Below are 20,955 nucleotides of genomic sequence, written 5' to 3' on the forward strand. Positions count from 1 at the left end.
CCAGGGAATATCAATCCTTGGCCACTGAGAAGCACCCCCGGGGAGGAGGACGACGCCGTGGCGCTCGTGCGCGTGTACTGCGGTCTGGCGTCGGCTGATGATTCGGTGCGTTCGGCTTCGGCCGCGCCGCTGACCATCGCCGTGGTGGACGACGCAGGCCGGTTGCTCGGCGTCCATGAGATCAGCGACGACCCGGCCGGATACGCCCTGCTGGGGACGCTGCTCGTGGAACGGACGACGGGCTTCAGCGACGCGGCGGTCGCCGCCGACAGCGACGACCACGTCGTCACCTCGCTGCTCACCGCGGCCGGGCGGCCACTCGTGGTGGTCGACGACGATGACGCCGACGACTTCGCCGAGCGCTTCTCCGACGACGACTCCCCCGAGGAGATCTCCGCGCCGCTGGCGGCCCGCCGGGCCGTCGGCCTGGCCCGGGCTCTCCAGGCCGGCGCGATCGCCGCGGTGACCCTTCCGGCGCCGCGCGAGCTGGTCAGCTACAAGCCGGTCCTCGCGGCGCACGTGGCCATGCTGGTCGGGCGCAACTCCGCGGCCGTCGCCCTGCGCGAGGTGCTCCGCGAGCTGTACCCGGCCGCCCTCCGGGCCTACCCGGATCCCTCGCACCACCTGGCGCTCGCCGTTCTCGACGCGGTCCCCGAGCCCGGCCGGCTGACCGGCCGGGCCGGCGACCCGACGCATCTGCTCCGGGAGATCGCCGCCGAGCTGGCCCGTGCCGGCGCCGGCAGCGAGAGCGAGCTGATCGCCGCCGTCACCGCCCTGCACGTGGCGATCAGCGAGTCGCCGCGCCGTGGCGGGGTCAACAAGTCTCTCGCCCCGGCCGCCGCCGACGCGGTGCGCCAGGCGATCGCGGCCGTCCGCTCCTGCGACGCCGCCTGCTCCGCCCTGGTCGGCACGCTCGCCGCCCGGGCCACCCCGCCCGGCTCCAGCCAGGGTGTCGGCCGCCGCAGCGCACGCCGCGAGCCCGCGCCGCTCCAGCCGGTGCCGAGCGGTGACAACGGCTCCCGGTTCGGCCGGCGTGGCCGTCCCGAGCCGTCCTCGACGGGTAACGGACCGGCTGTCCCGCAGCCGATGACCGCCCCGCCTGTCGCACCCGACCCGATCGGCCCGCCGCCGATGGCCCCGGCCGCGGCGAACGGTCTGCCCGGCCGCGCCGGCAGCCCGCTGAACCGGCCGGTGTCGGTCCCGCCGCCTCCGCCCGGCATGACACCGATCACCCCCGGCTCGCGCCCGGTTCCCGGCTCGCGCAACCCGGCCGTCCCGTCGTCGGTGCAGCCGGCCGGCTCCAGCCCGGCCGACGCCGGCGAGCCGTTCCGCGCCACCCTTTCGAACGCGGAGCTGACCCGGGCCCGTGCCGAGCGCCAGCGCACGGTCATCCCGCCGCGCCCGACCACCCGGCAGCCGGCCGCCAACGGCTCGGCCGCCGGTCCCACCGACTTCAGTCTCCCGATGCCGGCTCAGCGGCCGGGTCAGGAGATCGCGGAGCCGGGTTCCCGGGCCAACTGGCCGCTGCTGAACACGGAGAAGGACGAGGCCGCCCGCCCCGACCTGCCCATGCGCGGCTCTGATCTGCCCTCGCGCGGCTCCGATCTGCCTTCCCGCGGTTCTGATCTGCCCTCGCGCGGTTCTGACCTGCCGTCCCGTGGCACCCTGCCGTCCCGCGGTTCTGACCTGCCATCCCGCGGGGACCTGCCGTCCCGGCCGACCTCGTCGCGTCCCTCGCCGGCCGCGGCCTCGGTCAGTTCGCCGACCGGTGGCCGGGTCCGGCCGCCGTGGCAGGACAGCCTCGAGCCGCCGACCCCGCCCAAGGAGCCGTCGCTGCGCCTGGTCGACCAGGCCCGCAACAGCAGTGGCCGGGCCCGCCTGCCCGGGCTCGACCAGATCGGCGGCACCCCGCCACTGCGGGTCGTCGACGACGAACGCCCCAAGATCACCGCGCTGGACCGCAGCACAGCGCCGCCGGTCCCGTCCGACAGCAGCGACGGTGACCTGCTGATCTTCGCGGCCGCCCGGTCGGCGTGGTTCACCGGCACCACCGACTCGGACGGCGACGTCAACTGGTCCAACCCGAACGACAGTGGCTGGCGCGCCGCACAGAAGGCGGCCACCCCGGCCATCGCCGCGGAGACCTCGGCCGGCCTGCCGAAACGCGTGCCCCAGGCGAACCTGGTGCCCGGCTCGCCGCTGCGTGAGGAGCGCCCGCTCCGGATCGTCCGGGACGCCGCGTCGATCGCCGCGCACACCACCGGCTACTTCCGCGGCTGGCGTCGCGGGCAGGAGATCGGCGGCTTCGCGATGGGTGGACGACCGGGCCGCGAGGCCGCCGGTGGCTGGGACTTCAGCCGCGACGGCCAGCCCGCCGACGAATACCGCAACAACAACGCGGGGTACGGCGGACGCTGATCGCACCGCACACGGACAGAAGGCCGCACCCCTCGGGGTCGCGGCCTTCTGCGGTCGTCTTCGACTTCTTCGGGACCCTGACCGACCCCTCAGCCGAGTTGCTCCGGAAGGAGACGCTCCAGACGACCGCGGTGGCGCTGGGAGCGGACCCGGAGCGGTTCTGGACGGCGATGGCGTCGAGCTTCCCGGAACGGATCATCGGCGCCTACGGCGGGACCCGGGACACCCTCCGGACGATCGCCAGGCGATGCGGGGCGGATCCGGACGAGGAACGACTCGACCGAGCCGTGGCGACTCACCACGCGGGCGCTGAGCGGGTCCGTACGCCCCGTCCAGGCGTCCTCGCGGTACTGGACCACCTCCGGGCCCGCAATTACCGCCTGGGGCTGATCAGCGACTGCTCCAGCGAGCTGTGCGAGGCATGGCCGCAGACCGCCTACGCGTCCCGGATCGACGCACCGGTCTTCTCCTGGCGGGAGGGACACCGCAAGCCCGACCCCCGGTTGTACGCGACAGCCGCCGCCCGTCTCGGGGTGCCGGCCGGCGAATGCTGGTTCGTCGGTGACGGCGGCAGCCGGGAGCACGACGGCGCCCGCCGGGCCGGCATGCGCCCGGTCCTGGTCACCAACGCGGCCTATCCGGGTGTCAGCGGCCTGCGTGCCGATCCCGACAGTTACCTGCCCGAGCACCGTATCGACGACCTCGATGACTTGATCCGTTTGCTGGGATCGAGCCATGACAACGGGTGATCACTCCTATACGATGGCGATCGGCCGGAAAGCGCGCGAAAGCCCCGATCCGGCCTACCGAGTCATCGGCTGGCCAGAGCGGGGCTTTCCACCGCCTTTTGAGCGGAACGCCTGCTGAGGTGGGTGTTACTGCTTGATCAGGCCGGTGCCGTAGCGCGGGTCCGACGCATCGTCAGCACATACTCGACGAGCGAGATGAGGACGTTCTTCGTCGACTCGCGGTTACGGGCGTCGCAGCTCACGACGGGCACGTCAGACGAGACCGCCAGAGCGTCCCGCACGTCCTGCGCGTTGTGGTACTGCATGCCGTCGAAGCAGTTGATCGCCACCAGGTACGGCAGGCGCCTGTGCTCGAAGAAGTCGATGGCGGCGAAGCAGTCGGCGAGCCGACGCGTGTCCACCATGACCACGGCACCGATCGCGCCTCGGACCAGCTCGTCCCACATGAACCAGAACCGCGTCTGGCCAGGCGTTCCGAACAGGTAGAGGATCAGGTCGCGGTCGATGCTGATCCGGCCGAAGTCCATGGCCACGGTGGTGGTCATCTTCCCCGGCACCTGCCGGTTGTCGTCGACACCCACACCGGCCGAGGTCATGATCGCCTCAGTCGTCAGTGGGGTGATCTCCGAGACCGACCCAACCAGCGTCGTCTTACCGACGCCGAAGCCACCGGCGATGACAATCTTCGCCGATGTCACGCGTCCCGCAGCGGGACGGTGCGACATGTCAGAGCCTGCGAAGTCCACTCAGCACCCTTTCCAGCAGTTCCGTGCCTACCGCGTCGGTCTCGTCTTCGAGCGAGGTGGGCTCGTACACAGCGACCAGGCCGTCAGAGGCCATGTCCGCGACGATCACACGTGCCACACCGAGCGGCAGTTGCATGCGTGCGGCGATTTCCGCCAGCGACTGAACTCGGCCGCCGTCGCACATCGCCGCGATGTACTGATGCTCGCTTCCACCCTGCCCGCCGCGACCCATTCCGGAACGCCCGCGCACGGTTGTCTCGACCAGCGCTTCCAGCGCTATCTCAAGCTTCGGCCGGGTCCGACCGCGGGTCATGGCGTACGGCCTGACCAGCGCGCCAGTCGGCTCATCGCGTTCAGGCATCGTCACCGTCAACCCCTCCCTCGGCCCCTCGAAGTGTATTGGTTATCAAAGCTTTTACCAGTAGCCGGCTGAGCTTACTCGGACCGTAAAACCCCAGACAAACCCCTGGATGTCCCCGGCCCACTACCGCTTCAGCCCAGCACCCCGGCCGCCGAGCGCGGCGCGGGCGTCAGAGCCTCGCCGACCCGGTCGACCAGGAGAGCCATCTCATAGCCGACCTGACCGACGTCACAGCTGCGCGCCGCGAGAACCGCGAACGACGAACCGTCAGAGATGGACATCAGGAACAGGAAACCGTTGTCCATCTCGACGACCGTCTGGAGGACGGCGCCACCCTCAAAGCATCGGGCGGCACCCTGCGTCAGGCTTACCAGGCCGGACGCGATGGCCGCCAACTGGTCGGCGCGGTCCCGGGGGAGGTCCCGCGAGGACGCCAGGAGCAGCCCATCGGCGGAGACCGCGATCGCGTGCGCGACCCCGGGAACGCGGTCAGCGAAGTTGGCCAGAAGCCAACCCAGATCCTGCGTAGATGTCATGCCTCATGCTCCTTGCCAGCCTGCGAGGGCTGCTGCCCTCCCGGAGTGTCCTCCAGGTTGGTCGATTGTTCCTTGGTGCGACCGCGCTGCACACCGCGGTGGTACGCGGAGAGTAGCCCGCGAACCCCCTCAGGCGTACGGCGCTGGACGGAGGTACCGCCCCGGTCGACACCACCGGGGACGAGTTGAGCCATCGGCGTGCGCTTCGGAAGGCCCGCCGTGGTGGTGACCTCGACAGGTGTCTCAGCAGCCGCGCGGGCCGCCTGCCACCCGTCGTCGGCCGCTGTCCGCCAGGGATTCGCGGCCGGGGCGCCACCGTTGCTGTAACCCGCCGCCGCCGCGGCCGGCGCACCAACAGTAGCCGGATCGAGGTTGCGGGACTCGGGTGATGCCGCCTGTTGCGGCACACCCGCGGTGCGGACCGGTTCCCCGGTCGGGATGCGCTGCGAGACGACCGACTCCTCGCCGACCCCGGAAACCTTGGGCCGGGCCGGTGGGGCGTCGTTTCCGGGCGTCGTCGTGGTGAACCACGCCGACTCCAGCTCCCGGAAGATCGGCAGCTCCATGGTCTCGTCCGCGAACGGGACAGCGCCCTCGCGGGCCGAAGCCATCTGTGCCGCGGCGGTGGCCTGGGCCTCCGCCGGGTCGGGCGTGGCCGGCAGTGCGGGCGTCGCCGGGACCGGCGCCGTCTGCGGGGCGGCCGGCCGCGACACCTGCGGCTGCACCTCGAAGTTCTCCGGGCGGAACCGCGGGATCTCGGCAGTCATGTCGAGCGCGGCGGCCAGGTTCTCCGGGACGTGCGGGGTGGCGGGCTCGCGCTCCGCGGCGACCGGCGGCCAGGCCGGCGGTGCCGAGGCGAACGAGTTCCGCTGGTCGAACGGTGATCCGGACATCGGCGTGGCCGACACCGGCTCGATCGGGCCCGACGAGTACGGCGAAGCCGAGATCGGCGGGGCGGGCGACACCGGAGGCGCCGAGATCGGCGGAACCGGAGGCGCTGAAACCGGAGGCATGAACGAGTTCGGTCGCTGGCTCTCCGGGTTGGCCGGGAGCTGACGCGGAATGGTCGTACCGAAACCGTTGATGTCGTTGTCCGGGCGGAAGTCTCCGCCGTTGCGGCGCTGGGCCAGCTCGTCCAGACCGGCGAAGCCCTGCGGGCCGGACGGCAGCGGCGGGATGACCTCGTTGCTGCGCGGACCGTGGAACCCGTTGGCCGAGCCGTTGCCGTTGCCGTTGAAGCCGCCGCCGTTGAACCCACCGAAGCCGGCCGGAGCCGCACCGGTGAGGTCGGACCACGCCGGGACCGCGCCGTTGGAGCCGTTGGAGCCCGGGTAGCCGTTCGACCCGTTGGAGCCCGGGTAGCCGCTCTCCAGAGCCAGCGGCTCGCCGAAGCCCGGCAGACCGGAGCCCGGACCGCCGTCGAACGGGCTCCGACCCTGGACCTGGGCGGTAGCCGCCGCGGCCAGAACGGAGACCGGCAGGCCGACCTCGGCCACGGTGCCGCGCTCGCGGTCCGCGGGCCGGAGCTCGACCCGGACCGCGTGCCGGTTCGCCAGCCGGGCGACCACGACCAGGCCCATCATGCGGGAGACGGCCACGTCCACCGTCGGCGGGTTGGCGAGGCGCTCGTTGAGGTCGCGGAGCTGCTCACGGCTGATACCGATGCCGTGGTCCTCGACCGTCAGGATGGCGTTCTCACCGACGCGCCGGGCCTCGACCAGAACGTTGGAGTTCGGCGGGGAGAAGGCGGTCGCGTTGTCGAAGAGCTCGGCGACCAGGTGGACCATGTCGTTCACGGCGTGGGCCGCGACCTCGATGTCCCGGTCGATCATGCCGAACTCGATGCGGGTGTAGTGCTCGACCTCGGACTGCGCGGCGCGGAGCACGTCGATCAGGGCAGCCGGCTCACGCTGGACACGGGTCGAGTCGGCACCGGCGAGAACCAGGAGGTTCTCGTCGTTACGCCGCATTCGGGTGGCCAGGTGGTCGAGCTGGAAGAGCTCGGCCAGACGGTCCGGGTCCTCCTCGCCACGCTCCAGCCGGTCCAGGTGACCGATGAGCCGGTCGACCAGGATCTGCGAACGACGGGCGAGGTTGACGAACATCGTCGCGACGGAGGCACGGAGTGCGGCCTGCTCGGCCGCGGTGCGGACCGCCTCGAGGTGAACCGCGTTGAACGCCTCGGTCACCTGCCCGAACTCGTCCCGGCTACGCACCGGGAGTGGCTCGGCGATCTGGTCGGCGACCTGGGCCGGGGTGAGCGACGCGGAGAGCGCCGGGTCACGCAGCCGGCTCACCGCGTGCGGCAGACCGAACTGGGCGACCGCGAGAGCACCCTGACGCAGCTCACGCAGCGAGCGGGCCATCGACCGGGCGACCAACCACGCGAAGAGGATGGCCAGCAGGAGCATGCCGAGCAGCAGGCTCGTCTCCAGGAAGACGTCCTGGTTGGTCTCGTCACGCAGGTCGGTGGCGTCGGACACGATCTTCTTGTCGAACTCCACCTCGACCTGCCGGAACAGGTCGTTGTAGCCGGCCAGCGCCTCCTCCCATTGGGCGGAGTTGAACGGCAGCGGGGTGGTCCCGTTGGTGGGGCGGAAGTCCAGCGGGTCGGTGTAGTTCTCCGCGGCCTGCCGCTTCGGACCGCTCACCGTGTTCTCGAAGTAGGTGGTCTCCTCGGTGGTGCCGACCGCGTTGAGGGCCTTCACCGCCGAGTCGTAACCGGTCACGGTCACCAGCAGGCTGCGCCGGTGTGCGTTGTCGAACTTCTGGTCGGCGACCATCTCCTGGCCCAGGTAACGCTGCTGGGAGATGTAGTCCTTGGCCCGGGCGACCGCGGCGACGACCCGCAGGTGGTCGCTCAGCTGCTGGTCGTTGGCGAGCTGGGCGGAGATGTCGCGGACCTGCAGAAGGTCCTCGATGAGTCGGGTGTAGGTGTTGCGGATGTTGCCCTCGTCCTCGTCGCCCTTGGCGACCCGGCTGCGGACAGCCGGCAGGTCCTCGATGTTGCGGTCGAGGCGGAGGAGCAACTGTCCCACGTTGTCCGGGACGTCCTCCAGAGCGCCCTTCTGCTGAAGGTACGGCTCTTTGGCGTCGTCGACCTCGGGGGCCTCTTCGTTGTACAGCTTGACGGCGGCCTTGAACGGCTCGCTGTTCTTAGGGCTGTTGGCGATCATCACGCCATAGGTGCGCTCGGCCTGAAGGTGGTCGACAAGACCACCGGCGGCCTCGGAGAGCACCGAGAGGGTGCGCGCGCGCTCCGCGTTGCTGGCTTGGTCGATGTGGTCGACGAGGCCGTTGACACCGACGACGATCGTAGCCACCGTCGGCACCAGCATGATCAGGCCAAGTTTGGACCAGATCGGTAGGTCTCGGAGTCGACCCGCAGGTCGACTGAGACGCGACATGACGCCATTCGCGCTGTTGGGGCGCTTGCTCACGTCACCGTCCTCCTGATTCGGGCCCGGCATTCGGCTCGCCGGGCACCGCACACGGCCGACTCGCCGACGTCGGGCCCCCGAGATTCCATCACGACAAGTGTCAAAGAGAAAGAGCAGGCGGACACGGACCGGTTGTGTGACGCGATGTTGCAACCTCGTAGTTGGACATCGCCGGCCTCAATATCACTGCCTGTGGTGCAGCACATCTCTCAAGGTCACTTACTCGATCGGCGCAGCGTTGGGGGGTGGGTGCAGGCCGATCGGGTCCCGATCGTAGTCGATCGCGATAGAAGTGACGATGACTCGGTTCCCCGCGATCGGCAAGGCAACGCCGCAGAGTGTGCCGACTTTGCAGGCGGCAGTCTAGCCGAACGGCGGGGAGCTCCAAGCGGACGGTCGATTTCTTTTGACGTACGTTCGTCCCGATCCCGATTTGACCTGCTATAGCGGGATCTCAGGCGACGAGCTTGGCGTACGCCGGCTTGATCACCTCGTTGATGAGCGCCAGCCGCTCGTCATACGGGATGAAAGCCGACTTCATGGCGTTGATGGTGAGCCACTGGAACTCCAGCCAGCCCCACCCGAACGCCTCCGACAGCAGGGTCATCTCCTTCGACATCGACGTGCCGCTCATCAGCCGGTTGTCGGTGTTGACCGTGACCCGGAACCGCAGGTCGTGCAGCAGCTTGATCGGGTGATCGGAGATCGACGCGGCGGCGCCGGTCTGCACGTTCGAGGACGGGCACAGCTCGAGCGGGATCCGCTTGTCGCGGACGTAGGCGGCGAGACGGCCCAGCACCGGCGGCGCGGAATGGGTGCCTCCGGTGACCGTCGGGGCGCTCGGCCCGTCCGCGGTGACCGTGATGTCGTCGACCAGGCGTACCCCATGGCCCAATCGGTCGGCGCCGCACCACTGGATGGCCTGCCAGATCGACGGCAGGCCGAAGGCCTCGCCGGCGTGGATGGTGAAGTGGAAGTTCTCCCGCTGGAGGTACTCGAAGGCGTCCAGGTGCCGGGTGGGCGGGAAGCCCGCCTCGGCGCCGGCGATGTCGAAACCGACCACGCCGCTGTCCCGGTAGCGGACCGCCAGCTCGGCGATCTCCTGCGACCGGGCGGCGTGCCGCATCGCGGTGAGCAGGGTGCCGATCCGGATCGGGGTGCCCTTGGCGGCCGCCTCGGCGCAGCCCTCCCGGAACCCCTCGTGCACCACCTCGACCACCCGGTCGAGCGTCAGGCCGCGCTCCAGGTGCTGCTCCGGCGCATACCTGATCTCGGCGTAGACGACGCCGTCGGCGGCCAGGTCCAGGGCGCACTCCTTGGCGACCCGGTGCAGGCCCTCCTCGGTCTGCATCACCGCGACGGTGTGGGCGAAGGTCTCCAGGTACCGTTCCAGCGAGCCGGAGTCGGCGGCGGCGACGAACCACTCGCCGAGTCGTTCCGGATCAGTGGAGGGCAGTTGGTGTCCGACCTTCTCGGCCAGCTCGACGATGGTGGCCGGCCGCAGTCCACCGTCCAGGTGGTCGTGCAGCAGGACTTTCGGGGCCTTGATGATGTCGGAGTGTTCGATGCCAGCCATCAGAAGAGCCTAGAGGGAAGCGCTCGATGATCGACGGAGCAATTCCGTATCTGCGATGCCCGGTGTGCCGGGAACCACTCACCAGGCAGGACCGGGCGCTGCGCTGCCCGCGGCGGCACAGCTTCGACATGGCCCGGCAGGGGTACGCCGACCTGAGCGCCGGACGGCTGCCACATGTCGGCGACAGTGCCGAGATGGTGGCCGACCGGGCCGGTTTCCTGGCCGCCGGGCACTACTCGTTCATCGCCGAGGAGCTGGCCGGGCATGCGGCCGAGGGACTCGTGCTGGACGCCGGCACCGGGACCGGCGACTACCTGGCCCGGTTCCTGGACGCCTCGCCCGAGGCGATCGGCCTGGGCCTGGACGTCTCCAAGCCGGCGCTGCGGCGGGCCGCGAAAGCGCATCCGCGGGCGGGCGCGGTGCTGACCGACCTGTGGCGGCCGCTGCCGGTCGCCGACGCCGCCGTGAGCGTGATCCTCGACGTCTTCGCGCCACGCAACGGCCCCGAGTTCCGCCGGGTGCTCCGGCCCGGCGGGCTGCTGCTGGTGGTCACCCCGGCCGCCGACCACCTGGCCGAGCTGGTCACCGCGCACGGGCTGATCCAGGTCGACCCGGACAAGGCGGCCCGGGTCAGCGGCAGCCTCGGTGAGCACTTCACCCAGGTGTCGAGCATCACTCTGCGGCGTGAGCTGAAACTGACCGCCACCGAGGCCCGGACGCTGATCGGGATGACCCCCAGCGCTCGGCACGTGCCGGCGGACGGCCTGCCCACCCGGGACCTGACGGTGACCGCCGCCGTCGACGTGGCGGCCTACCGGCCGCTGCCCTAGACCGAGAGGTCGACTTCCTCCCATTCCGGGGGCGCGTCATGGTACGGCCCCTGGAACACCACGGCCCACTCAAGAGCCCATCGGCGCTGGCCGATCGCGTTGCTGTCCACCTCGCCCGGCAGTGACCGGCCGTTCTGTTCCGCCTCCTGGTAGGCCCAGTCCAGGCAGTAGTACAGGTCGAGCAGGACGGCGGCCTCGATCGGGTCCCGGACTGCGACCAGTGACCGGGACCGCCAGCTGGTGAACGTCTCCCCGGCCGGCAGGTCCGGCATCTGGGCCATCATCCGGTCGTCGGGCGCCACCGTGGGGTCCAGGTGCCGGCTCAGGCCGAGCACCCAGGCCAGCGCGAAGACGGCGTCGTGGTGCAGCACGAACGAGCGGTGGTCGCCTTTCGCGCCGATCACGAACTGCCACTCCGGCGGGGTGACCTGCTCCACCAGGTGTGAGCCGAGCAGCCAGCTCATCGCGGCCTCGGTGGGCATACCGAAGCAGCGGGCGACGACGACGTGCAGCACCGAGGCGCGAGCTTCCAGCTCCGCGGTCGGGCGCAGCTCGACTGTGTCTCCGGCCTCCCAGACCAGCGGGAACGCCAGTGGGGGCAGGGGCAGGCCGAGACGGGCCAGCTCGTCGAGACTTGCCTCGCGGACCGCGCGGGGGTCGGGGGCGGCCTTCTGCATGGCGGCTCAGGCTATGCGGTCGAGCAGGAGCGGGGAAGAGGTGGGCTGTCCGGCCCCGACGGTGATGGCGCCGAGGGCGTCGGTACGGGCCGCGGGGATCCGCGACTCGTCGTCGGCGCGCAGCTCCAGCAGCACGTCACCGGCCTTGACCCGGTCGCCTGGGCGGACCCGCAGCTGCACGCCGGCGCCGAAGCTGACCGGGTCCTCCTTGCGGGCGCGGCCGGCGCCGAGACGCCAGGCTGCGATGCCCACGCCGTACGCGTCGATCGAGGTCACCACGCCGTCCTCGGTGGCGCGCAGCTCCTCGGTGTGCGCGGCGGTGGGCAGCGGCGCGTCCGGGTCGCCGCCCTGCGCCTGGATCATCGCCCGCCAGGTGTCCATCGCCTGCCCGCCGGCCAGGACCTTCTCCGGGTCGGCGTCCACACCGGCGGCGGCCAGCATCTCCCGGGCCAGGGCCAGAGTGAGTTCCACCACATCGGACGGTCCGCCGCCGGAGAGGACCTCCACCGACTCGGCGACCTCGTTGGCGTTGCCGATGGCCAGGCCCAGTGGGGTGCTCATGTCGGTCAGCAGGGCGACGGTGGTGACGCCGCTGTCCTTGCCGAGCTGGACCATGGTGCGGGCCAGCTCCTGCGCGGTCGCCAGGTCCTTCATGAACGCGCCGGTGCCCACCTTCACGTCCAGGACCAGCGCGCCGGTGCCCTCGGCGATCTTCTTGCTCATGATCGAGCTGGCGATCAGCGGAATCGCTTCGACCGTGCCGGTGACGTCGCGCAACGCGTACAGCTTGCGGTCGGCCGGCGCCAGGCCCTCGCCGGCCGCGCAGATGACCGCGCCGATGTCCTGCAACTGGCTCTTGAACTGATCGTTGCTGATCCGGGCCTGCCAGCCGGCGATCGACTCCAGCTTGTCCAGCGTGCCGCCGGTGTGACCGAGACCACGGCCGGACAGCTGGGGCACGGCGACGCCGCACGCGGCGACCAGCGGGGTGAGCGGCAGGGTGATCTTGTCGCCGACACCGCCGGTGGAGTGCTTGTCGGCGGTCGGCCGGGTGACCGAGGAGAGGTCCAGCCGCTCACCGCTGGCGATCATCGCCGCGGTCCAGCGGGCGATCTCGGCGGGCGTCATGCCGCGCAGCAGGATCGCCATGGCGAGCGCCGACATCTGCTCGTCGGCGACGACACCCTTGGTGTAGGCGTCGACCACCCAGTCGATCTGGGCGTCGGTGAGCACGTGGCCGTCCCGCTTGGCCCGGATCACGTCCACCGCTGCGAATGCACTCACGGTTTTTCCTCTTCCCAACGCTGCGGGATGCCCTCCGGGGCCTCTCCCTCGCCGGCCCAGGACAGGCCGCCCTCGGCATCCACCACCACGACCCGCGGAGTACGGACCAGTCCCCAGGCCACCGCGGCGGCCGTCGTGGGCAGGTTCGGCCCTTCCTCCAGGATGCCCTTCTCCTCGGCCGAGCCCGGCTCACCGGACGACCGCTCCCAGTAACCCGTCCAGATCGTCTCGCCACCGGAGATGTCCGGGTGCACGAAGACCGTCCCCCGGCCGCGCCACTTGGCGAGATCGGCCGGGACGTCGGCGGCGCCGACCGGGCCGGTGACCCGCTCCATGTCCTCGTAGCCGAACGCGTGCGGCAGCAGCTCGGTCATCCGCAGCGGCCGGGGCAGCGCCTCGACCAGCAGCTCCGGGCCGCCGTGCTCCCAGAGCAGCTGGCGGCAGCGGCCGCACGGCATCAGCGGGGCGCCTGTCGCGTCCACGCAGGAGATCGCCACCAGCCGGCCGCCGCCCGTCGCGTGCAGCGAGCTGACCAGGCCGCACTCGGCGCACAGGGTCATGCCGAGCGAGGCGTTCTCCACGTTGCAGCCGACCACCATCCGGCCGTCGTCGACCAGGCCGGCGACGCCGACCGGGAAGTCCGAAACCGGCGCGTACGCTCGCCGCATCGTCTCGATGGCGGCAGCACGCAGGGCCGCCCAGTCGATCTCCATGACGCCGATTCTGCCGTACGGGCGAGAGGGTTTTCACCGCGGCACCGGTACCGGCGGGCGGCAAACGATCATGAAACAGGGCGGAAACCGCGGGCTTCCGCCCTGTCTCGAATTCTTAACCCTTGACGTACGGCAGACCGTCCGCCGCCGGAGCACGGACGCGACCGACCAGCCCCGCCACCGCGATCAATGTCGCCAGGTAGGGCAGCATGTTCAGGAACTGGCTCGGCACCGGGCTGTCGATCGCGCCCAGGTAGGTGGCCAGCTTCTGGGCGAAGCCGAAGAACAGCGCCGCACCGAACGCGCCGAACGGGGTGTACCGGCCGAAGATGAGCGCGGCCAGGGCGATGAAGCCCGCGCCGGCGGTCATGTTCTTGGTGAAGCTGCCGGTGGCCACCAGCGTGAAGTAGGCGCCGCCGATACCCGCGACCACCCCGCCGAGCAGCACGTTCAGGTAGCGCAGGCCGCGTACCCGGATGCCGACGGTGTCAGCGGCGGTCGGGTGTTCGCCGACCGCCCGGGTCCGCAGGCCCCACCGGGTCCGGCTGAGCCCGAAGTGGATCACCACGACCAGCACGAGCGCGATCCAGACCAGCAGGTTCGCCTCGAACAGCACCGGGCCGATGACCGGGATGTCGGCGAGGCCGGGGATCCGCCACTCGGGCATCTGCGGCGGCGTGTTGTAGGTCTGCGAGTCGGGCTGCATCAGCCGCTCGTAGAGGAAGCCGGTGATGCCGAGCGCGAACAGGTTCAGCACCATGCCGACGACGGTCTGGTCGACCAGGTAGCGGATGGAGAGCACGGCCAGGATCGCGGCGATGATCACGCCACCGATCGCGGCGCTGATCAGACCGGCCCAGACGCTCGTCGCCATCGTGCCGACCAGGGCGCCGGCGAAGGCGCCCATCAGGAACTGGCCCTCGATCGCCACGTTCACCACACCGGACCGCTCGCCGAGCACACCGGCCAGCGCACCCAGGATCAGCGGCAGCGCCAGCTGGAGCGTGCCGTCCGTGGTGTCCACCAGTGGCATGAACTCGCCCGCCACCTGCCAGCACAGGAAGGACAGCACGAAGGCCAGGATGCCCACGCTGAGCAGCGCGTTGGACCACCGTTTGAGCAGCCCCGCGAAGAGGGCTGCGCCGGCGGCCAGGGTCAGCAGGCCGAAGAGGACTGCGCCGAACTGGCCGTTGATGGAGAGGGCGGCGCCCTCGGCGTCCTCGCTCAGCGTGAACCGGGCGGTCTCGCTCGGCGCCAGCGCGCCGAACACCGCGGCGGCCAGGCCGCCGATCAGGATGAGGGCCAGGCCGAGGCGGCGCTGCCGGGTCCAGAACGGCTCCGGCGCGGCGACCTCGGTCGGCTCCTGCACAGTCGCGGTCGACATGTCGTCAGCCCTTCGCCAGGGAGGCGCCGAGCCCGGCAGCACGGGCGGCACGCAGTCGGAAGATCGCCTTCACCAGACCGGGGGCGGCGATGAAGATGACGATGAGCGCCTGGAGCACGGTGACCAGCTCCAGCGAGATGCCGGAGAAGGACTGCATCCGGTTGCCGCCGGCCCGCAGGGCGCCGAACAGCAGCGCGGCGAAGAAGGTGCTCCACGGCCGGTTGCGGCCCAGCAGGGCGACCAGCAGGCCGTCGAAGCCGATGTTGCCGGCCACCGACGGGGTCAGCGCGTGGGCGGTGCCGAGCACCTGGGTGGCGCCGCCGAGACCGGCCAGGCCACCGGCGATCGCCATGAGCAGCACATACGTCTTGCTGACGCTGATGCCGGCGGTCTTCGCCGCGTGCGGGTTGGAACCCACCGCGCGCAGCTCGAAGCCGAACGCCGACCGGTTCAGCAGCCACGCGACCGCGGCCGTGACCAGCAGGGCGAGGATGATGCCGAAGTGCACGCGCAGCACACCGCCGGGGGACGGCAGCATCGCCGAGTCGGCGACCGCCTTGCTGATCGCGTCGGTCCGGCCCGGCGCCTGGATGCCCTTCTGGATGACCAGCCAGGACAGGAAGAGACCGGCCGTGTAGTTGAGCATGATCGTGGTGATCACCTCGTGGGCGCCGGTCCGGGCCTTCAGGAAGCCCGGGATGAAGCCCCACAGCGCGCCGCCGAGGATGCCGGCGACGATCGCGACGATCAGGTTCAGCACGATCGGCAGGCCGAACGTGAAACCAGCCACGCCGGCTGCGATGCAGCCGAGCACGGCCTGGCCCTGCGCGCCGATGTTGAACAGGCCGCCACGGAAGGCCAGCGCGACCGACAGGCCGGTGAAGACCAGCGGGGCCGCGTACGTCAGGGTCTCCGACAGCGGTGTGAACGCCTGCTGCCAGGTGGCGGTGCCGGCGAACCAGGCCGAGAACACCTGCGGGTCGCCGAGGGCGCCCTTGAGCAGATCGCCGTACGCCGTGCTGATCAGCACCCAGCTGGCGTCCACCGCGTCACTCGGACGGGCGGTGAAGTAGCCGAACTTAGCCAGCACGTCCGCGTCCGAGACGACGATGAGAACCGCGCCGATGAGCACGGCCAGGACCATCGACAGGGTGGTCAGCAGGACGTTGTTCGCGGACCAGAGTTTCCGCAGGAACCCGGTCACTTCTCTCCCTCCGGCGTGGCGCCGGTGATGCCGGCCATGAGCAGACCGATCTCCTCGCGTGGCGTGTCCGGCGAGACGATGGCCAGGACCCGGCCGCGGTACATCACCGCGATCCGGTCCGCGAGGCCGACCACCTCGTCCAGTTCGCTGGAGACCACCAGCACCGCGGTGCCCTGGTCACGCTCGTGAATGATCCGGTTGTGGATGAACTCGATCGAGCCGACGTCCACACCACGGGTCGGCTGCGAGGCGATGAACAGCCGCAGCGGGCGGGACATCTCCCGGGCCACCACGACCTTCTGCTGGTTGCCGCCGGACAGGGTGCCGACCGGGGTGGCCGGTGACTGGCAGCGGATGTCGAACTGCTCGATCCGCTCCTTGGCGTTGCCGTCGACCTTGCTCAGGTCGAGGCTGAACGCGTTGCCGTACGGGCTGCGGTCGTACATGTCCAGGACGAGGTTCTCGGCGACCGAGAACTCCTTGACGACACCGTCGTGGCTGCGGTCCTCGGGGATGTAGCCGACACCGGCCCGCAGCACCTTCTTGGTGCTCATGCCGACCAGGTCGTCGTCCTCGAGGTGGATCGAGCCGGCCCGCACGTCGCGCAGGCCCATCACGGCCTCGACCAGTTCGGTCTGGCCGTTGCCCTGCACGCCCGCGATGCCGAGCACCTCGCCGGCGCGGACCTCCAGGTCGACGCCGTCGACGGCGCGCACGCCCCGGTCGTCGTCGGCCACCAGACCGGAGATCTTGAGGACGCTGCGGCCGGGTTCGGCCGGGGTCTTCTCCACCTCGAGGCTGACCGCGCGGCCGACCATCAGGGCGGCCAGCTCGTCCTCGCTGGTGTCCGGGGTGGCAGTGCCGACGATCTGCCCGCGGCGGACCACGGTGATCCGGTCGGCGATCGCCTTGACCTCTTTGAGCTTGTGGGTGATGAAGACGATCGACTTGCCCATCGCGGTCAGCGACCGCATGACGGTGAGCAGTTCCTCGGTCTCCTGTGGGGTGAGCACGGCGGTCGGCTCGTCGAGGATCAGCAGGTCGACCTCGCGGGTCAGGGCCTTCACGATCTCGACGCGCTGCTGCGCGCCGACCGGCAGGTCCTCGACCAGGGCGTCCGGGTCGACCGGCAGGCCGTACTTCTTCGAGGTGTCGATGACGTCCCGGCGGGAGCGCCGCCGGTCGAGCCAGCCGAGCGGGCCGCCGCGGGTCTCCTCGGCGCCGAGCGCGATGTTCTCCGCCACGGTGAAGACGGGCACCAGCATGAAGTGCTGGTGCACCATGCCGATGCCGGCGGTGATCGCGTCGCGGGGGCTCTTGAAGACGCGGGGCTCGTCGTTGACGAGGATCTGGCCCTCGTCCGGCTGGAGCAGGCCGTACAGCTGGTTCATCAGCGTCGACTTGCCGGCGCCGTTCTCCCCGAGCAGGGCGTGCACCTCGCCGGGTTCGACGGTGATGTCGATGTGGTCGTTGGCCACCAGGTCGCCGAAGCGCTTGGTGATGCCGCGCAGTTCCAGTTTCAGCGGAATCTCCCGACGTCGGGTGCTAAGCCTGGTGGACGGTGGAATGCGAGCCGCCGCTCGGCTGCGGGTGATGACCCGCGGCCGGGCGGCGGCCAGATGGTACCTACCCGAGGGTCACTTCGGCGCGCTGACCGACTCGACCTTGACCTTGCCGGCGATGATGTCGGCCTTCAGGGTTTCGAGCTCGGTCTTGAGCGCGGCGTCGACCTTGCTGTCGAACTGGTTGAACGGGGCGAGCGAGACGCCGTTGTTCTCCAGGTCACCGACGTAGCCGGGGGCCGCCGCGAGGGCCTCGCCCTTGGCGCCCTTGACCACGGCCTCCTTGACCGCTTCCTCGATGTTCTTGACCACGGTGCTCAGGAACACGTCGCAGTACTGCGAGGCGCTCTTGCAGCCGTCCTGGTCGACCCAGATGACCGAGACCTTGCCGCCGGAGTCCTTGGCGACCTGGGCGGTGCCCAGACCGGTGCCGCCGGCGACCGGCATGATCACGTCAGCGCCCTGGCCGACCAGGGTCTGGGTGATGCTCTTGCCCTTGTTCTGGTCGATGAAGCTCTCGGCGAAGCTGCCGTTCTGAGCCTTCTTGTCCCAGCCGAGGACCTGGACGTTCTTGCCCTTGGCGGTGTTGTAGTGCGCGACGCCGTCGGCGAAGCCGTCCATGAAGATGGTCACGGGGGCGATCTTCAGACCGCCGTAGGTCGCGACCTTGCCCGACTTCGAGTAGCCCGCGGCCAGGTAGCCGGCGAGGAACGCGGCCTGGTGGGTCGCGAACTGCATCGGGTAGACGTTGGAGTTGCCGCTGACGCTGTCGACGATGCCGAACTGGGAGCTCGCGCTCTCCTTGGCGACCTTGGTGGTCACGTCGCCCATCAGGCCGCCGACCGCGAGGATGAAGTTGCAGCCCTGCGAGACGTAGCCACGCAGGCCGGGCTCGTAGTCGGCCTCGGAGGAGGACGCCACGTACTTCGGCTCGACGTTGGGGGCGTCCTTCTGGGCGGCCTGCAGACCGGCCCAGGCCGACGCGTTGAACGACTTGTCGTCGATGCCACCGAGGTCGGTGACCATGCAGGCCTTGTAAGCGGCGGCGGCTGCGCTGCTGGAGCCGGAGCCGGGAGTGGTCTCCGTCGGCGCCTCACCACATGCGGCGGCAGCGAGCGTCAGCCCACCTGCCGCGAGAATCGCCACGATCCGCTTCCCACGTACTGGGCGCAAGACGCCCTCCTTCCGCTGCACACCGAGGTCCTGTTACTCGGGTGAATCTCAGGTCGGGAGCGTATCCCCGGGCCAGGATCGAGACCGGACATCGGTACGGACTGTTGGCGCACCGTTATACCGCCGCAATCACCCTGGTGGTGGCACGTCGCTTTCGGCTGGTTCAGGAGGGAATTGCGCCCGTGACGCGAAACACTGAGTTAACGTTCAGCGCGGCGCCATGCCCGGATCCCGAGCACGCCGACGGTCGTCCCGATGGCCAGTGACGCGGCGATCAGGAGGGCGTGCACCCACAGGAACGAGGTCGGGGCCGAGCCGTCGAAGGAGCGTTCGTCCTTCCAGATCGCCACCCCGAAGCGGGGCCAGATGACCCAGGTCCACACGCCGACACCGATCAGGAACGCCGCCCAGCGCTTGTTGATCACCACCGGGTCAGTATCCCAGTGCGGTCAGGTGGTCAGCCGCCCGGCTATCCGGCGCCAGCCGGCCAGCACCTCGGCCGGTTCCGGCGGCTCACCGGGGTACTCCTGGGCCACCAGCGGCTCGAAGTCGTCCTGGTCGTCGGTCGCGTCCCGGGCCAGGTCGATCTCCCGGCGGATCGCCGCCACCCCGTCCAGCGCCAGCATCGGCTCGACCACGGCCATCAGGTCGTCGTCGATCACCACGGCCCGGGCCAGCGCCAGCGCGTGCTGATGCTCGTACGGCCCGCAGACGATCGGCTCCCAGTCCTCGGTCTCGTCGAGTGATCCGAAGGTGATCACCCACGGCTGCTCGGTGATCGGCGAGCCGGGTGGCAGGTGCAGCGTCACTAGGGTGCCCATCGGCCCATCATCGCGGGCGGTCGTGCCGGATCCAGATGTTTTGCCCCACCGGGGCGGTCTTGTCGTCAGCCGACAGATCGACCACCCGGCCGTGCGGGCTGGTCGCCGCCCAGGCCGCGCCGAACAGCAGCAGCTGGTTGAAGACGTAGAGGTAGACCAGCGCGCCGACGGCCGAGCCGACCAGGCCGTACGCCGGGTTGCGCTCGACCAGCCCGACGAACGACTTGCCGACCGTGTTGAGCAGCATGATCCCGATGCCGACCTGGAGCACCGGCGGTGTCATCCGGCGGGCCGTCATCCGCAGCCGGGGCACGGCCGCCAGCAGGGCCGCCGCCAGCAGCATGTTGACCGCCAGGGTGAGGATCCAGCTCACCACCGACAGGGTGGTCGCGAAGCCGCCGCCGGCCATCCAGTGCAGGAACCGCTCCAGGCCGTAGACGGCCAGCTGGGAGAGCGCCAGCAGGAGCAGCAGCCCGACCAGCACCATCAGGTCGACGGCCTGGCGGATGCCGATGTAGCCGGGCTGCTCGCGCACCCGCCAGATCAGCCGCTGCGACGACCGGATCGCCTCGACCCAGCCGATGCCGGTGAAGGTGAGGCCGATCAGGCCGACGATGCCGACGCTGCCCTTGCTCTCCAGAATGGCCTGGATGTCGAGGAACGGCAGGTTCTGGTGGAGGAAGTCGCGGACCAGGTCGAGCAGCTCCACGTTGGCGGTGAGCAGCCAGCCGAAGACCGAGTATCCGATCAGCAGCAGCGCGAAGACCGCGAAGAAGCCATAGTAGGCGATGGCCGCGGCCAACCGGCCACCCTGGACGCTCTCGTAGCGCAGGATGGCCCGGCAGAAATGGTCGAAGTACGGCGACTGGTAGCGCACCGCCAGAATCCGGGCCGCGGTGGCGTCGAGGGCCCGGTCGATCGGATTCACCGGCCGACCGTATCGGACACGTCAGCTTCCGAGTGGGAAGTCCCGGCGTGGCCGCCAGGGTCCCTCGCCGCCGTGGGAGAAGAGGGTGAACGCGGAGACCTCGAAGATGGCCGAGAAACCGGCCAGATCCTCGAAGACCGCGTCCAGCGCCGGCGCCGGCACGTCCTGCGCCACGGTCACATGCGGGTGGTACGGAAACCGGGTGTCCCGATTGATGTCGTCCGAGCGGGTGATCGCCTCGGCCAGCAGCTCGCACTCGCTGATCCCCTGGGCCAGCGTCACGAACACCACCTCGGTGACCGGCCGGAACGTGCCGGTCCCTCGAAGGTGGACGGTGAACGGCTGCTGGGCCGACGCGATGTCCTCGAGGTGTTTCTCGATCGCCGGCAGCGCGTCGGCGGCCACCTCGGTGGGCCCGAGGAGGGTGACGTGCGCGGGCGTCCAGGCGGCCTGCGGGTCACCCGCCTCGGCGCGCCGGCGGGTCAGCGCCGACCCCCAGGGCTCGGGGATGTCGACGGCGACGCCGATGCGGGTGATACCGGGCTGAGACATG

At 70.4% G+C, this 20,955-nt stretch carries 19 protein-coding genes; 3 read left to right on the top strand and 16 right to left on the bottom strand.

All coding sequences use genetic code 11. The features are described from left to right. Positions 1-57: 57 nt before the first annotated feature. Positions 58-2,418: a transposase gene (locus tag AB0E94_RS18290; protein ID WP_360327466.1), complete on the top strand. Its 2,361-nt coding sequence runs from the start codon at positions 58-60 to the stop codon at positions 2,416-2,418. Next, complete coding sequence (locus tag AB0E94_RS18295) at positions 2,418-3,167, top strand: HAD family hydrolase (RefSeq protein WP_360327772.1); 750 nt, start codon at positions 2,418-2,420, stop codon at positions 3,165-3,167. The genes AB0E94_RS18290 and AB0E94_RS18295 overlap by 1 nt, the downstream gene beginning before the upstream one ends. Positions 3,168-3,304: 137 nt before the next feature. Here AB0E94_RS18295 and AB0E94_RS18300 read toward each other — a convergent pair whose 3' ends face one another. The 5 genes from AB0E94_RS18300 to AB0E94_RS18320 form a co-directional block, all read right to left on the bottom strand. Next, entirely contained in the window at positions 3,305-3,892 is a 588-nt protein-coding gene (locus AB0E94_RS18300) for an ATP/GTP-binding protein (protein WP_043533378.1), read from the bottom strand. 1 nt (position 3,893) lies between these two features. Next, on the bottom strand, positions 3,894-4,274 hold the full coding sequence (locus AB0E94_RS18305) for a DUF742 domain-containing protein (RefSeq protein ID WP_317797319.1): 381 nt from the start codon (positions 4,272-4,274) through the stop codon (positions 3,894-3,896). A 131-nt stretch (positions 4,275-4,405) separates the two neighbouring features. Then, the gene (locus AB0E94_RS18310) at positions 4,406-4,810 is read right to left on the bottom strand and encodes a roadblock/LC7 domain-containing protein (protein WP_067706828.1); all 405 of its coding nucleotides are present in this window, start codon (positions 4,808-4,810) and stop codon (positions 4,406-4,408) included. Then, the gene (locus tag AB0E94_RS18315; RefSeq protein ID WP_360327469.1) at positions 4,807-8,250 is read right to left on the bottom strand and encodes a nitrate- and nitrite sensing domain-containing protein; all 3,444 of its coding nucleotides are present in this window, start codon (positions 8,248-8,250) and stop codon (positions 4,807-4,809) included. Before AB0E94_RS18315 ends, AB0E94_RS18310 begins: the two co-directional genes overlap by 4 nt. Positions 8,251-8,704: 454 nt before the next feature. Beyond that, entirely contained in the window at positions 8,705-9,826 is a 1,122-nt protein-coding gene (locus AB0E94_RS18320) for an adenosine deaminase (protein ID WP_360327471.1), read from the bottom strand. A 26-nt stretch (positions 9,827-9,852) separates the two neighbouring features. Between AB0E94_RS18320 and AB0E94_RS18325 the strand changes: the two genes are divergently transcribed. Further along, on the top strand, positions 9,853-10,656 hold the full coding sequence (locus AB0E94_RS18325) for a putative RNA methyltransferase (protein WP_360327473.1): 804 nt from the start codon (positions 9,853-9,855) through the stop codon (positions 10,654-10,656). Here the strand turns inward: AB0E94_RS18325 and AB0E94_RS18330 are convergent. The 11 genes from AB0E94_RS18330 to AB0E94_RS18380 form a co-directional block, all read right to left on the bottom strand. Next, entirely contained in the window at positions 10,653-11,333 is a 681-nt protein-coding gene (locus AB0E94_RS18330; protein WP_360327475.1) for a DUF4272 domain-containing protein, read from the bottom strand. The genes AB0E94_RS18325 and AB0E94_RS18330 overlap by 4 nt on opposite strands. A 6-nt stretch (positions 11,334-11,339) precedes the next feature. Continuing rightward, positions 11,340-12,617, bottom strand: a complete 1,278-nt coding sequence (locus AB0E94_RS18335; RefSeq protein ID WP_360327477.1) for a thymidine phosphorylase — start codon at positions 12,615-12,617, stop codon at positions 11,340-11,342. Continuing rightward, positions 12,614-13,330 carry a cytidine deaminase gene (locus tag AB0E94_RS18340; RefSeq protein ID WP_360327479.1) on the bottom strand — a complete coding sequence of 239 codons (717 nt, stop codon included), beginning with the start codon at positions 13,328-13,330 and terminating at the stop codon, positions 12,614-12,616. The genes AB0E94_RS18335 and AB0E94_RS18340 overlap by 4 nt, the downstream gene beginning before the upstream one ends. A 115-nt stretch (positions 13,331-13,445) precedes the next feature. Beyond that, entirely contained in the window at positions 13,446-14,714 is a 1,269-nt protein-coding gene (locus AB0E94_RS18345) for an ABC transporter permease (protein WP_360327481.1), read from the bottom strand. A gap of 4 nt (positions 14,715-14,718) precedes the next feature. Next, the gene (locus AB0E94_RS18350) at positions 14,719-15,918 is read right to left on the bottom strand and encodes an ABC transporter permease (RefSeq protein ID WP_360327483.1); all 1,200 of its coding nucleotides are present in this window, start codon (positions 15,916-15,918) and stop codon (positions 14,719-14,721) included. Beyond that, positions 15,915-17,396 (bottom strand): ABC transporter ATP-binding protein, encoded by a 1,482-nt coding sequence (locus tag AB0E94_RS18355; protein ID WP_360327485.1) that lies wholly within the window; start codon positions 17,394-17,396, stop codon positions 15,915-15,917. Before AB0E94_RS18355 ends, AB0E94_RS18350 begins: the two co-directional genes overlap by 4 nt. Before the next feature lie 159 nt (positions 17,397-17,555). Continuing rightward, a complete protein-coding gene (locus tag AB0E94_RS18360) occupies positions 17,556-18,653 on the bottom strand; it encodes a BMP family ABC transporter substrate-binding protein (RefSeq protein WP_360327487.1) in 1,098 nt (365 codons plus the stop codon). Between the two features lie 200 nt (positions 18,654-18,853). Beyond that, positions 18,854-19,081 carry a hypothetical protein gene (locus tag AB0E94_RS18365; RefSeq protein ID WP_360327489.1) on the bottom strand — a complete coding sequence of 76 codons (228 nt, stop codon included), beginning with the start codon at positions 19,079-19,081 and terminating at the stop codon, positions 18,854-18,856. A 21-nt stretch (positions 19,082-19,102) separates the two neighbouring features. Further along, the gene (locus AB0E94_RS18370; protein WP_360327491.1) at positions 19,103-19,474 is read right to left on the bottom strand and encodes a hypothetical protein; all 372 of its coding nucleotides are present in this window, start codon (positions 19,472-19,474) and stop codon (positions 19,103-19,105) included. A gap of 7 nt (positions 19,475-19,481) precedes the next feature. Further along, a complete protein-coding gene (locus tag AB0E94_RS18375) occupies positions 19,482-20,402 on the bottom strand; it encodes a YihY/virulence factor BrkB family protein (protein ID WP_360327493.1) in 921 nt (306 codons plus the stop codon). Positions 20,403-20,423: 21 nt separating this feature from the next. After that, the gene (locus tag AB0E94_RS18380; RefSeq protein WP_360327495.1) at positions 20,424-20,954 is read right to left on the bottom strand and encodes a 2'-5' RNA ligase family protein; all 531 of its coding nucleotides are present in this window, start codon (positions 20,952-20,954) and stop codon (positions 20,424-20,426) included. Position 20,955 lies beyond the last annotated feature (1 nt).

Origin of the sequence: Actinoplanes sp. NPDC026670, assembly GCF_040638175.1 — a bacterium.
Lineage (GTDB): Bacteria > Actinomycetota > Actinomycetes > Mycobacteriales > Micromonosporaceae > Actinoplanes.